10 protein-coding genes are annotated in these 12,894 nt (G+C 51.8%); 4 read left to right on the forward strand and 6 right to left on the reverse strand.

Going from position 1 to position 12,894, the window contains the following annotated elements; all coding sequences use genetic code 11:
• The 5 genes from IBX50_RS11880 to IBX50_RS11900 all read right to left on the reverse strand — a co-directional run.
• The coding region (locus IBX50_RS11880) for a DNA methyltransferase (protein WP_292256118.1) at positions 1-2,713 on the reverse strand (2,713 nt) is incomplete at its 3' end.
• Positions 2,713-6,192, reverse strand: a complete 3,480-nt coding sequence (brxC, locus tag IBX50_RS11885; protein ID WP_292256120.1) for a BREX system P-loop protein BrxC — start codon at positions 6,190-6,192, stop codon at positions 2,713-2,715. The genes IBX50_RS11880 and brxC, both read right to left, overlap by 1 nt.
• Positions 6,193-6,211: 19 nt before the next feature.
• Positions 6,212-6,757 carry a hypothetical protein gene (locus IBX50_RS11890; protein WP_292256121.1) on the reverse strand — a complete coding sequence of 182 codons (546 nt, stop codon included), beginning with the start codon at positions 6,755-6,757 and terminating at the stop codon, positions 6,212-6,214.
• A complete protein-coding gene (locus IBX50_RS11895) occupies positions 6,750-7,529 on the reverse strand; it encodes a hypothetical protein (protein WP_292256123.1) in 780 nt (259 codons plus the stop codon). The genes IBX50_RS11890 and IBX50_RS11895 overlap by 8 nt, the downstream gene beginning before the upstream one ends.
• Positions 7,526-8,416, reverse strand: coding sequence for a WYL domain-containing protein (locus tag IBX50_RS11900; RefSeq protein ID WP_292256125.1), 891 nt, complete (start codon positions 8,414-8,416; stop codon positions 7,526-7,528). The genes IBX50_RS11895 and IBX50_RS11900 overlap by 4 nt, the downstream gene beginning before the upstream one ends.
• On the opposite strand from IBX50_RS11900, the gene IBX50_RS11905 reads away from it, so the two are divergent.
• Entirely contained in the window at positions 8,415-8,762 is a 348-nt protein-coding gene (locus IBX50_RS11905) for a hypothetical protein (RefSeq protein ID WP_292256126.1), read from the forward strand. The genes IBX50_RS11900 and IBX50_RS11905 overlap by 2 nt on opposite strands.
• Positions 8,763-8,927: 165 nt before the next feature.
• Here the strand turns inward: IBX50_RS11905 and IBX50_RS11910 are convergent, their stop codons facing one another.
• On the reverse strand, positions 8,928-10,274 hold the full coding sequence (locus IBX50_RS11910; RefSeq protein WP_292256127.1) for a DUF4236 domain-containing protein: 1,347 nt from the start codon (positions 10,272-10,274) through the stop codon (positions 8,928-8,930).
• Positions 10,275-10,654: 380 nt separating this feature from the next.
• Here IBX50_RS11910 and umuD point away from each other — a divergent pair, with 380 nt between their 5' ends.
• From umuD to IBX50_RS11925, 3 genes are read left to right on the forward strand one after another with little or no spacing between them, the layout of a single operon-like run.
• Complete coding sequence (gene umuD / locus IBX50_RS11915; protein ID WP_292256128.1) at positions 10,655-11,083, forward strand: translesion error-prone DNA polymerase V autoproteolytic subunit; 429 nt, start codon at positions 10,655-10,657, stop codon at positions 11,081-11,083.
• 3 nt (positions 11,084-11,086) lie between these two features.
• Positions 11,087-12,355 carry a translesion error-prone DNA polymerase V subunit UmuC gene (umuC, locus tag IBX50_RS11920; RefSeq protein WP_292256130.1) on the forward strand — a complete coding sequence of 423 codons (1,269 nt, stop codon included), beginning with the start codon at positions 11,087-11,089 and terminating at the stop codon, positions 12,353-12,355.
• Positions 12,356-12,388: 33 nt separating this feature from the next.
• The gene (locus tag IBX50_RS11925; RefSeq protein ID WP_292256131.1) at positions 12,389-12,592 is read left to right on the forward strand and encodes a hypothetical protein; all 204 of its coding nucleotides are present in this window, start codon (positions 12,389-12,391) and stop codon (positions 12,590-12,592) included.
• Positions 12,593-12,894: the final 302 nt, after the last annotated feature.

The raw sequence follows: 12,894 nt of genomic DNA on the forward strand, positions 1-12,894 counted from the left end.
GCTCCATGTCTGGGTCTAGCTCGGCTGGCCAGCGATAACCCAACAAACGCGCCACGGCCACTTGCAATACGGTGTCATCGACCCGCAACTCGCCTTCAGCGGTCCATTTGCTGGCTTCATCCCAGACGACGGAACCGCAAGGATGGCCGTGGAAGATCCACTGAGTGGGATCGTTGGTGTAGGGTTGCGGCAGGCCGTTGGGGTATTGCTGTTCGGCGACTTGAGTCCAATGATCGAGGTCGAAGGGGACTTTCGTAATCGTACCAGCAGTAACCTTTAGCGCTTGATCAACTGAACGCACATTTTCATGAAAGTCGGATGAAGAAACATATACCCACGCAGCTGCAATCTCATCAACATTACGGGGTACGATTGGGCATATGTTGTCGTCAAAGGCTTCTCCGTTATATAGGAACGCCTCCAGCTTCCTCATTTTGTTAACTACCACTCCAGGGCGATGAAAAACATCTTGTCCATGTAACCTGCATCCCAGTTGAGAATTAAGTTCTTCATCATCTAAAGGCACTTTACAAATTTGACTTCGGCCAGACCAAGGATCATCAAAATTTGGTGAGTTCAACCAAAACCGTTGTTGATCGCTGGTAGCTGGAAACTCCCATATTTGCATCAAAAACCTTGGCCCATCACCTGTAGTGCTGCCTTTACCATAGTCCGCTGACGCTGCGAGTAACGGCAGATCTAATGAATCTTCAAAAGCAACCCTAGCATCCGGATTCTCCAGCTGCCTGCTCTGCTCCACACTCTTCACATCATACGCCAGCAATCCCGCTGCCTTCTCCACAGCGGTGCGGGGTTCGGAGACATCCACGCCACGAATCCAGTTGCCCGGCTCGCCACTGCTCAGCAGATCCGCTGACTGGCCTGCGGTATTGCCACGGCTAAGGGTAATGAGCTGAACATTAAAATCCCACATAGGGGTCTGGAAGGCTTGCGCTCCCAAACGCGCTATCAAATGCCAGCTTTCATTTTGCAGCAGCTTTTCACGGAATTTGCGGTAGCTGGTCAGGAAGAGCCAGTTTTGCGGTAATACGATGCTGCTGGTGCCGCCTTGGGTGCAAAACTCTAGGCAACGATCCAGAAAGACCGTGGCCAGATCGTTTTTAGCTGCTGGGTAGTGGGTTTCACAAAAAGCTTTCAGGGTCTCGTTTTGCTTGCCCCGTGCCAGATAAGGCACATTGGTGATCACCCAGGTGTATTGCCCTGCAAGCAGTTCAGCGGCTTTCACCAAACCCTGCGCCACGATGCCTGCTTCCACACGGTTACGATCGGGGGTGTTTTCTTCTGCCAGTGTTTGATCTTGCTCCAGGGCTTCACCGAGCTGTTGATGCAATTCATCCCAGGCGGCAATTTTGGCGGCATCACTGCGGCGCGGGTTAATCAGGCTGCCCAATACTGGGGCGTCTTTGAAGGTTTGATACATCCAATCCAGCGCAATGGTCAGGTTTTGCTGGCCTGCCTTGCGGCTAATTTCTTTCCATTCTTCTTTGGCGGCATGTATCGACAGCCCCGAACAGGCCAGGTGCAGTTCTGGCAGTTGGCGAAAACCACCAGCATCAGGGTAACGCCAGGCTTCCAGGGCTAAGGCAAAGGCCGCCAATTCCACACAGCGTTGATCCAACTCCAAGCCATGCAGGTTTTCACTTAAAACACGGTCAATGGCTTGCTTGGGTGTCAGCTGCTCCTGATGCATGCGCAGGGGCACCAGCATTAAAAAAGCCGCCACCAAAAAATGCCCCGATCCACAGCAGGGATCGAGGGTTTTCAGTTCACTCAGGTGCTGCGGCCAGGCAGCAAAAGTACCGGAGGCGGGTTGCCAGCGTTGGGACGCCTCATCCCTCACAAAACGCAGATAACTGAGAGGTACGCCTTCAAGAGCCGCTTTTTCACGCAATTCGGCTTCACTTCGGGCATTGTGCCAGTCATCTTCGCTCAGGCGCTGCCCTGCCCACCAGGCACCCAGGCTGTTATCCAGCAAAAAGCTGACCATGTAGGGCTCGGTAAACAACTGAGTCACTGGCGAGAGTTCATCGGCACCGATTTTGACTTCTGAGCGGTTGACCTCTTCTTTGCGCTTACTCTGCCAGAATTGATACACCCAGCCGAGGCTGTCTTGCGCTTGAAAGGTCTCAGGAGCTAAGGCTTTGACCATTTTTTCAAGGCTGCGCTGGTGTTCAGGGGCCAGCTCTAACTCAAACACGGGGGAATCAATGCGGAAAATCTGCGGCAGCATTTTAGAGGCCAGCACCCCAGCCAGCTCCCAGCCGCTGGTGCAGCGACGTTCCAGCGCATCACGGGCGGTATCTGGGTCTTGTACCAGCTCGTTGCATTCATCCAAGGTGAGAGCGGTGTGTTCGTCATACATCAGCAGGTTGTTTTGCTCTAAAAAACGCGCAAACAACATGCGGTGCCAGTGTTCGTAGGCCACTTCAGTGACCAGCTTATTTAGGCTTTGCTGACCGTTATCCTGCTTAATATCACCCAGCTGGCGACCGTGAGCACGCAGGCGGTTACGCAGATTGCGCTGATGCTGATCCAGGTAGTCCGCTGGCTTGCCTTCGCCGACACTGAGCCGCTTCAAGGACTGAAGAGCCGCCAGTTCGGCAACTTCCCGTGCTTTGATGACCGTGGATTCCAGTGTGCGGCGCAGGGATTTATCCAAAGGCTGGCGGTGGTTTTGAGTTAGGTTATTCATCAGAAGGTCACCGGTCCATCATTGAGCTTTGCCAGAATCTGCTGTTTTACCTGATCCAGCCAGGCATCGACTTCATCTTCGGTTGCAAAGGTGGTGCGTGGCAGGTTGATGCGTTGCAGTTTAGGCTGTAAAAGTTCAGCGGCTTCCATACGGGCGCTATCAAACTTGCTGATCAGGGAGTCAGTCCGTTCACTCCACAGCTCCAGGCTGGTGTCGTTCAGGCTGTCAATAATCGCATCAGCATCATTGAGTGGCGGTGCTTCCAGCGGGTGCAAGCGCCTTTTGTTGAGCAGTTCTGTCTGCTGCTGGGCACTGAGTTGCTGCCAGTGGGTGTCCGCCTGTAATTGGGTTAATTGCTCAGTGAAACGCTGCTGGTAATCATCCACCCGGTATTGAATGGCTTCACGCAGTTTGGTCACCAGCTGCTGGGTCAGCTCAGTGGTTGGATTCGGGTTGTCCAGCAGCGCACGGCGCGCAATAATGGCATCCACTTCAGTTTGAATTGTCTCTTGAAAAGCCAGGCCACGGCTCAGGCGCAAAAGCTCCTGGAGTTGTTCCCAATCACTGCGACGCGCCTCGATCTGTTTACAGGTTTCTTGCCAGCTTTGAATGGCTTCCTTGATGGCATCCTGTTCATCCAGAGCGAATTTCAGCTGAGCATTACCGGACTGGCGGGCGAGTTCATCAAACAGACGTGTATCCGGTTTGGCGGGCAAAGGCGGCTCACCGCCTGCCTTTTGAGCCAAAGATTTTCCTAGATCAGCCAGTTGCGACAAGCGGGCACTTTCTTCACCGGGCTGGTTTGTGATGCCACAGGCATTTAACAGACCACGGATTTTAATGAGATCGACCGGGCGAATAGTGATGCTTTCTGGCTTAAAGCTGGTTTGGGTGATTTGTTTGCGCTCAAGTTCCGTCACTTTAACCGGGTTGCTGCGGGCATCCTGAGCGAGTAGCACACCACTAGCCAAGAGTACAAAAAGTGCTCCATCAATGGCATCCTGCGGCCAACCATAAGGCGGCGCTAAAAAGTGGTCGCGGATTTCGCTGCCCTTTTTGGAGCCGCCGATAAAACGCAGGACGGTAGAACAAACCGGGTGTTTTTCCGGTTCATCCTTGTAATCAACTGCTTCCAGTGCATTCTGGCCACCTTCCTTCCCTGCCCGGTCAAAGACCTTGCCCCAACCGGGGTGGTCTGCCACATCAAATTCACGGTAAAGGCGCACCAGGGAGGCTTTCGCTCCAGCCTGAGCTTGTTCGGTGAGGTTGTTGCCTTCGATTTCTTGTCCGCCTGCTTGTAAAACCTGAATGCCGTCAAAAATCTCTTTCAGCAAGGTTTCTACCTGCTTCTGAGCGTCCCGGTGACGCGTTTCCATCGCAGTGCGGGCGTCCTTGCCTGCGTCGGTATTGGGGATGCCCCGCTTTTCCAGGGTGGCTTGGGCGGCATGTTCCGCGATGATGGCATTGTTCAGTTCTGAGCGGTTGCGAGCGGGTACAAAGATAAAAATAGTCGGATCGCTGGGGTTGCGGCTGCGGGCGTCAGCAAGAAAGCTTTTTTCATCAAGGCTCCAGCCATCCTGAACCCAGGCATAAATTTTTTCCTGAGCATCACGCGGTAGCTCTTCGTCAAAAGAAATGCTGATTGATCTGGGTTCATTGCATTGGCCTTGTGTCAGCCGCACCTGGCTGAGCTGGCGGCGCACTTCTTTATGCAGCAGATCAATGCGGATATTTTCAATCCGCTGGGGGTTGCCCCGCAAATCAGCTTCTTCTTGGCGCAGGGTGTCATACCACTGCGCACTTTCCTGTGTTTGCAGGCGATATTCCGTGCCAACTGACGTTTCCATCGGCATCAGCAGGCCCTCATCCGCTAAAGCCTGAAGTAACTGAGGTACGCGATTGCGTAGTGTTTCCTTGCCACTATTCAAGTCATCAATCAAAAGGTCAGCCAGCATCTCAGCCGTTGCTCTCACCCCGCTATCTGCCGTTGGGTCGGTTGGCAATTTGCCAATCAGGAGGATCAAAGCCAGAAGGCGTGATTTGAGTTGATCTTCCTCATTGCCCGCTGAAAGCCGACCGATCACTTCGGATATTTCCTTGGAGATCACTCCCGTTTGCAGCAAATTCACAGAGATTTGGCTATAAATAAAGTCAGCCGGTACGACTTGACCCAGGGGTTTATCAGCCGTCTTCTTGGTGGCTTCGTGAATGACTTTGAGCTGGTTGCGCAGTTGGGACACGGTGCCTGTGGTATCCACGATACGCAGCACCTTTTCCCAGAAGCGCCGTCGCACGGGTAACAGGGGGTAGTCGGCCAGCATAATCTCTTCATCTTCACGCTGGTGTTCAATATTGGTGCCGCGCAACTGGCGAGAAATTTCACCTAGATGCTCTTTTAATACGGCATCCAGTGCCGCCTTAGCCGAGGGCTTTTTCTGCAAAATCACCTTGCGGATAACGGATTCAACATCGGTATCCTTGAGCTGGATGGGAATTTGAAAACGACCAAGCAAGCGCTGCAGGTTGGGCATACCGGACAGCGCACTTTGACCGGTGGCAACGAACAATAGTTTGCCTACAAACTTTGAGTCTTTACAGCAGGTTTCAACAACTTCCTGAACCTGATGCGCTTTATCAGTATCCGTGCCGACGTACTGCTGTACTTCATCAAGCACCACAAGCGTCAAGGGGAAGTTTCCGTCTTTAGCCAGCGCATCATGGATGGCATCAACCATTTGCTGGTTGGTCACATCGCTGACGTGAGGGTACTGCTCTTTTAACAGGGGGCGCATCTGTTTGATGTCTTCAGCCAGGGTATCATCTGCCTCCATAAGGGCTCTGGCGATACTCCGAGACATATAGAGATCTTCCATCTCTTCTTCCCAGGAATCTCCACTGGCTTCCACTTGACCTTTAATCTGATCAAACAAGCCTTTTTTCTTGAGCCAAAGAACAAAGCGCGCCTGGTGATATTGCTCGGGAAGGCCGACCGATTTAAAAATGATATTTAGTAATGCCAAACGAACATTATTGTTGGCACCGGCACCCAGAGTACCTGAGGCTGCATGGAGGCCACCATAACGCTGGGCAAGGGTGCTGAGTTCTTTCAAGTGATCTTTAATATCTTGAGGCAATTCAACAAGATCACGGGCACCTAGACCATCACCCAGCGCTTGGTTCGTCCAGAGAGCACGCAGCATTTTGGCCAAGTGGGATTTGCCTGAGCCAAAGAACCCGGAAATCCAAACACCCGGTTGTTCGTAGCCTTCCTGGCCTCCCCCTTTGCCCAGATTACCAAGATAAGTGGAAAGAATTTTTTCCAGCCCTGCCTCATACTCACCGTCACAGACAAAGGTTTTCAGCTCATAGCGCAAAGTCTTGAGTGCTTTGGGCGAAAGATCGTCCTTGACGATGGCTACCCCGTTATTTTCCAGGCGGTTAGCCTCTGGATCTTGTTGGTAAATTTCACGGTTCAGCATCTGTAGAACTCCCTTTTTATTAATTGTCTGCACTGATTGCTGTTGCTTGATAACCCCAACCGTCTCGGGCATCCAGCAAGCGATAAGTGTTGTCGATGTATTCGCCAGGAAAGAGGACCAAAAGCCGCCCGGGCACTGCAGCTGAAAGTTGCTTTACAAACCCTGATACGGATGCAAACCCAAACAAGGTGCCGCAGCCAATGAGTGCAACCAGGGTGTTGTCATCTGCCTGCTGGTGAATTTGGTCGGTTAGTTTTTCAACCGACTGGCGTACAAAGGTTGCATACTTAGGCTCTAAATCTTCGGGGTCGGCAAAGTAGTCTTCCCGGTATTTCTGCGCCGCCATCCATTCTGGAAACAACGGTGTGATATCTAATTCCAGCCATTGATGTCCGGCTGTTTCGGTTGCCAATCGAAACTCTTCAACTCGGGCGCGGAGCTTAAGTTCATCTTCTTTGTGATATACAGCAAAGAGTACACGCTGCTCATCAGCCAGCCCTGGCATCCAGGGAATACTGATGTAGTTAGCGTAACTCTTGATGAGTCGATTCAGCCGATTACTCATTAAGCCAGGTCTCCTCTTCCTTGGTTAGGTATTCTGGAAAGGTGATTTCCACCACGTCACTGGAGTGCTTTAGCCTCAATAAACCCGCTTGGCTGGCTTGGCGGGCTAACTCCATCATCTGTTCTGGGCGGCAGTTGAGCAGGCGTGTCCACTCGGTATTGAATAGCCGCTGCCCCGTTAAACCGTGCAGTAGCCCCATGAATAATGCAAAAGCCAGATTAACTGGTCGTATAGCTGGTACGGATTGGTATTTTTTAGCTCGGCCTTGTAAAAAGCCCGCTGTAGTCCAGGTGCCATTGACGTTCTGTGCGATGGATTTCAAGGTAGCGGGGCTAAAGCGATCAGGGCACCGCTCAGAAAAAAACTGCTCCATCTCTTCGCGTGGAAGCCACTGGCCTGGCTCCAGATCCAGAATTTTGTCCATGGAAAGGTGCAGAAGAGGGTCTCTTGCCAGCCCAATCTGGCAGGCCAGTAAGGCTCTACCCTGTTCATCTGCGTCCCAATAGCGACGAAACACTCTAAAAAGAGGAATCCTGGTATCCATACTGTAGAGGCTTGTTAGATGACGCCAGGTCAAGAGACGGGCTTTTTCGGTCGGCTTATGGAGGAGGTTAAACTGCACGATATCCTGCCGGTATTGCTCAGGGCTTGCTGAAGAGGGCAGCGCGGAAAAAAGCTTGTTGATCTCGGAGAACATTAAGGTACGGCTGGCGTGAGTGCCGTTTTTGCCAAACTTGAAGCCCAGTGATTTCAACGTGTCGTGATGAATCATAGGCTTACACCATCCCTAATAAATCCTGGCGCTAAAGCCATGCTAGAAACCGAAAGCAGTGTGCTGCGATTACTGAGATAAAGCTGATAGGCTTCAGGTGATAAACAAGCCCCTTCAGACGCATCTACACCCCAGCGTCTTAGCAGATAGCCAACCAGGGCTGCACGAACTTCAAGGGTTAGGTGCTCACCTGATGCTAGCCCGTAGTCCAGCTCAATAGCCTGTTTATGGGCTGCTTTTGGGTGAGGAATGAGTTCCAGCTCTACCTGCTGCTGCCATTCAGTATCCGCTTTCGGTTTTTCATGCTCTGCTACATCAGAAGTCTGCTGAGAAACGGATAAAAAACGAGTCAGTACAAAGTCACGAAACTCCTGCTTTTCTCGACAAAAAGCACGCAAATGCCAACGCAAGCCAGTGTTGGCCAGTGCATGAGGAATAATGACTCGATGACCGGCCCCACTGCTGGCAGAGACATACTTTATCTCAACGGCGTAGCCTGAGTAGATGGCTCGGGAAAGCTGCGAAAGGATTTCCAGGTCGGGCTCATTGAGGTTTCTTGCTGACTCAACCACAACCGTCTGCTCAAAAGGATCAAAACCGCGTGCCTGACCCTGAGCCAGTGCCTGAAGAGTATGTTCGTGATCATAGGTAAACAAAGGAGCAAAGCGTGGTGTGCGTCGATAACTTTTATCGCTGGTACTGTATTCGAGGTTTTCCGGTACCAAGTCGCGATAAAGGGTAAGGTCACGAGTAGCATTGGACAGTGCGATCTGAAATCGATCAACCAAATCCTGGCGTGTTACAAAACCACGAAACCGGGCAAGAAAATCGATATGCCATAGGCGTTCCTTCTGACTAGAGGATGTTACGCTTCGGATAGAGGACATGCGCAAGTCACCAAATACCAGTGATCATAATTTTGATGATGTTAGCAGTTATAGTGAGGATTTAGAAGAAGAGATATTAACCAAGAGCCTGCTCAAGCCGGTCGAGAAAGTTGAGATCCAAGAGCGAAAACCAAAAAGATTAATCCCGATCTTTGTTATTGAAGGCGAAAGGCTGGGATGCAAGCTGGCACCGGCAGCAATGCCATCAGGCCCCCAATTTGAAAACGAGTACAAGGTTAATCAAGCACTGACGGCATTAACCTCGATCATTGGGTGGCTGGTTTTGGGGATGGGATTGCAGCTTCAGTCATCCTGCTTCTGGATAACCAGGCTGACATGGGCCTAAGTGATGGGATGATTGCCGCTACCGGGTTTGCCCTTATCAAGATATCCCAAATCTCCCGAGCATAACCGACACTGTGGACAACTGACGGGAAATGTATTTGCTGCAAAAGAACAAAAGTTAGCGCCCCTGCCTGCGATAAAAGCCAATTGATCGCAGGTCTTCACCTCAGTCTTCCAGTGGCTCAATTCGACTAAACTGATACCGCCCACTCATCTCCCTAACCAACTCAAAAGCTTCCAGGGCAAAGATGGGATCAACCTCTTCAAGGTTGTCGAAGTTGATTTTTTCAAATTCTGAACGCTCTACACGGGCGGATAGCAGGTAGTCATCTTCTTCGTGCCCGGTGGCCGGGTTCAGGCGTTGGCTGTAGCCGGAGATGATCAGTTGCTGAAGACTGGGCAGACTAACGAAAGCTGTGCCGATGATGCGTAAGAGAACGCCATGCACATGACGAGCGTATTCATTACGCAGTTGGGTCTGGCTTTTTGTCTTGAGCACCAGGCGTAGCTCTCTGGCTCCCAGGCGGGCCTCTTGATCGGGAAAGTCTTCGATTTCCGGGAGATCCACGTCCAGCTTCAGAAGTTGCTTCTCTGCATCCAGGTCAAAGTCGATCAGGGTTTCTCGGGGCCAGTCCAGGGCATCCAGTTCGGCTTGGATCACCTCGGTCATTAAGTCCGGGTCGTTATTCAGGCGCTCAAAAAAACTGTCATCGTCTACCCGCTGCTGCTGGTCATGGGCCTCCTTGCGCTGCCGCCATGCAGCCAGGCTTTTTTCATAATCCAAAATCCTTTCGGCCTGGTGATTTTGAATGGCGTCCACTTCCTTTTCCCAAAGCTCATTGGCCGATTTCCATTGCGTCTTGGCTTGTTGCCAGGCATCCAGAATTCGCTGCTTGCGGCCTGGAAGGAGACGATCAAAGAAACCGATGCGGGGTTCTGCTGGTTGTTCCGGTTGAGCGGGAGGCTGCTCAAGTTGCGGCTTGCGCGGTTGCAGTTCAGTGAAAGGCTCCACCTGATATTCAGGGGGTGAACTGTTGGGGGCCAGGGTATCCAGATGGGGATTCAGCAACAGATCCATATCGCCATTAATGCGCTCCATCTGCTCTTCCAGCCAGTCCTGGATGTCTTGCTCAAAGTCTTTTAACAACCGACGACGCAGGGCTGGGTCAAGGGGTTGGCCACTGGCATTGGCCACGACCAGCTGACCCCGATCATCCAGTGACAAGATGACTTCAGCCAGATCCGGGTTGTTCTCCCTGACCAACTGCTGGTTCCTGGTGCGATGCTGTCGCTTCTCTTCCTGCTCAACCCGGCGACGATGCGCCGGGCTTTTGTCCAGGCGGGTGCGGTAAGACATCCCCGTACCGGGCAGGCCGACATTGCCATGCACCCCACGCTTGCCCGCAGTGACGGTGGCACCCCTCACCCCAGCAGAAAGACTGATGCCTGTTTTACCCAGGTTCAGGCGAATGCCGGGCGCGATACGGATGGTGTTGCGAAAACGAAAAGCCATGGGTGCCTCCTTGCAGTGGCAGTGTTTAAACTGCAGTATAACGGTAACCCCTTCATTTATAACGAGGAGGTTATCAGTTCTCAGATTTTGTTAAACTCTTTCCCAGTAGCCGCATTTTTTGCAAACGACTACCTGCCTATCACCTTTCTCTTTTTCTGTAAGCCAGCCAAAAAGCCAGTAATACGCTACCGCCTCAGGAGATGGGGTCATGGTGTGACTCGCATCCTGCGGGGGTGGGCTGATTCCTTCGTTCCCCTTTCTACCAAAGCCCTGCCTCAGGAGCAAGCAACCTGTTCTTTTTCTGCTTGTTTCAGTTGATTTGTCTCTGCTTCTCGCTGTACTGTATAAATATCAGTATTAGCTATTTTGGAGACTTTTTAATGCGCGTCAGTTACGTCAGTGAGTCCGGGGATTTCCCGGAAATGCCCTTGCCGCTCTACCTGGAGCGGGTTGCAGCGGGTTTTCCTTCCCCGGCTCAGGATTATGTGGAGCAGGCGCTGGACTTGAATCAACTACTGGTTAAACGTCCAGCCTCTACGTTTTTTGTTCGCGCCGAAGGGGATTCGATGATTGAAGCGGGGATTTTCCCGGATGATTTGCTGGTGGTGGATCGCTCCTTGAATGCTGCGGATGGCGATACGGTGATTGCCGGGTTCAATGGTGAGCTGACGGTTAAGCAACTCCAGCTGCACCCCACGCCCCGCCTGGTGCCTTGCAACTGCAACTATTCCCCGATTGTGATTCCTGAAGGCGCTGATCTGGAGATCCTGGGTGTGGTGACCAATGTCATTCATCACATGAGGAAGTAAACCATGCCGGTGTTTGCTCTGGTGGATTGCAATAACTTCTATGTCTCCTGCGAGAAGCTGTTCCGGCCTGATTTGAAACACACGCCGGTCGTGGTGCTATCCAATAACGATGGTTGTGTGGTAGCCCGTTCCAAAGAAGCTAAGGCACTGGGCATCAAGATGGGTGTGCCGGTGTTCAAGATTCGCCATGAGATCGAACGTCATGGCATTGTGACCTTTTCTTCCAACTATGCTTTTTATGCGGATATGTCCCAGCGGGTCATGACGATTCTGGAAGAGCTGGCCCCGCGTGTGGAGGTCTATTCCATTGATGAAGCCTTTCTGGATCTGACCGGTGTTGAGGCCTGCACATCATTGGAAGCCTTTGGTCAGCAGGTACGCGTCACAGTCGGCCAGTGGACGGGTATTCAAGTCTGCGTGGGCATCGCCCCCACCAAAACCCTAGCTAAGTTGGCCAATCATGGAGCCAAGTCTTACCCGGCCACTCAGGGGGTGGTGGATCTCACTGCTAAAGAACGCCAGCGTAAACTCATGGCCCTGCTGCCGGTGAATGAAGTCTGGGGGATTGGTGGCAAGCTCAAAGCTCGCTTGGAGTTAATGGGCATCAAAACCGCTCTGGATCTGGCGGATGCCGATCCTCACATGATCCGAAAACGCTTTTCCGTGGTGGTTGAGAAAACCGTACGGGAGCTGAATGGCATTGCCTGCCTGGGTCTGGAAGAAACCCCGGCGATCAAAAAGGAAATTGTCTGTTCGCGTTCATTTGGGGAGCGGATTACTGATTTTCATGCCATGCGCGAAGCCATCAGTGAATACGCCACCCGAGGCGCTGAGAAACTGCGTGGTGAAGGCCGAATCGCCAAACAGCTGACGGTGTTTATCCGCACCAGCCCCTTCAACAACCAGGAACCTCAATACAGCAATGCCGCCACTCTGGAAATGGTCACCCCCACCGATGACACCCGTAGCCTGATTGAGGCCGCTCACCGGGGCCTGGAAACCATCTGGAAGGAAGGGTTTCGTTATGCCAAAGGCGGTATTCTGCTTTCCGACTTTTACGACCCCAATTGCTACCAGCCCGAGCTATTTGACGATGTGAAGGACAAACCCAAAAGCAAAGAACTCATGCAGGCTTTGGATCACATCAACCAGAAAGGCTTGGGCAAAGTGTTTTTTGCTGCCCAGGGGATTCAAAAAGGCTGGAGCATGAAGCGGGATTATTTGTCACCGGCCTACACCACTCGCTGGAGTGATTTACCTAAGGTGAGATAAAATACCCAGAAACTCACCAAAAGAATGAATCCCATGGGCAATGTACAAGCTAATCATGAAACAGTGAAATCTGGTCTCGCTTCTCAAGCAAAAATGCGAGCAAATCAGACGTCTCAGCTTATGCACATCAATTTGAACAAAGTGCATGTAAACAAGCAGGTTAGAGTATCCCTTGATGAGCAAGGACTTGCCGATCTAGCCAGTGCGTATTCTGGTGAACGTGAACATCCATTCTGATCGAACGTGAACACCTGTTCTGATTGAAGATGAACAGGCATTCTGATTTGAACGTGAACACTTTTGGGGTCTTTTCCAGAATCGGTGTTCATCTTCCCAGAATCACTGTTCACCTTCCGCCAGAATCACTCCTAATGCATTGTTCTTCTTGAATCTTGTTACTCTCTAACCCTTTTGGGGAAGCGAGTAATGCCAGCACTGAGAACGACAATGCGTACCGCAGTATTGCGCCCGTTACCGGCAGTGCGCCAAAAGTCTGCGGCGCTCCATGCGTCAGGTTCACAAGGCCGGTGAGAAGTGTT

The sequence above is a fragment of the Marinospirillum sp. genome (assembly GCF_014859565.1).

Bases quoted from the DNA above. Each gene is read 5' to 3' on its own strand.
- brxC (WP_292256120.1), bottom strand. From the start codon at position 6,192: ATGCTGAACCGTGAAATTTACCAACAAGATCCAGAGGCTAACCGCCTG.
- IBX50_RS11890 (WP_292256121.1), bottom strand. From the start codon at position 6,757: ATGAGTAATCGGCTGAATCGACTCATCAAGAGTTACGCTAACTACATC.
- IBX50_RS11895 (WP_292256123.1), bottom strand. From the start codon at position 7,529: ATGATTCATCACGACACGTTGAAATCACTGGGCTTCAAGTTTGGCAAA.
- IBX50_RS11905 (WP_292256126.1), top strand. From the start codon at position 8,415: ATGCGCAAGTCACCAAATACCAGTGATCATAATTTTGATGATGTTAGC.
- IBX50_RS11900 (WP_292256125.1), bottom strand. From the start codon at position 8,416: ATGTCCTCTATCCGAAGCGTAACATCCTCTAGTCAGAAGGAACGCCTA.
- IBX50_RS11910 (WP_292256127.1), bottom strand. From the start codon at position 10,274: ATGGCTTTTCGTTTTCGCAACACCATCCGTATCGCGCCCGGCATTCGC.
- umuD (WP_292256128.1), top strand. From the start codon at position 10,655: ATGCGCGTCAGTTACGTCAGTGAGTCCGGGGATTTCCCGGAAATGCCC.
- umuC (WP_292256130.1), top strand. From the start codon at position 11,087: ATGCCGGTGTTTGCTCTGGTGGATTGCAATAACTTCTATGTCTCCTGC.
- IBX50_RS11925 (WP_292256131.1), top strand. From the start codon at position 12,389: ATGGGCAATGTACAAGCTAATCATGAAACAGTGAAATCTGGTCTCGCT.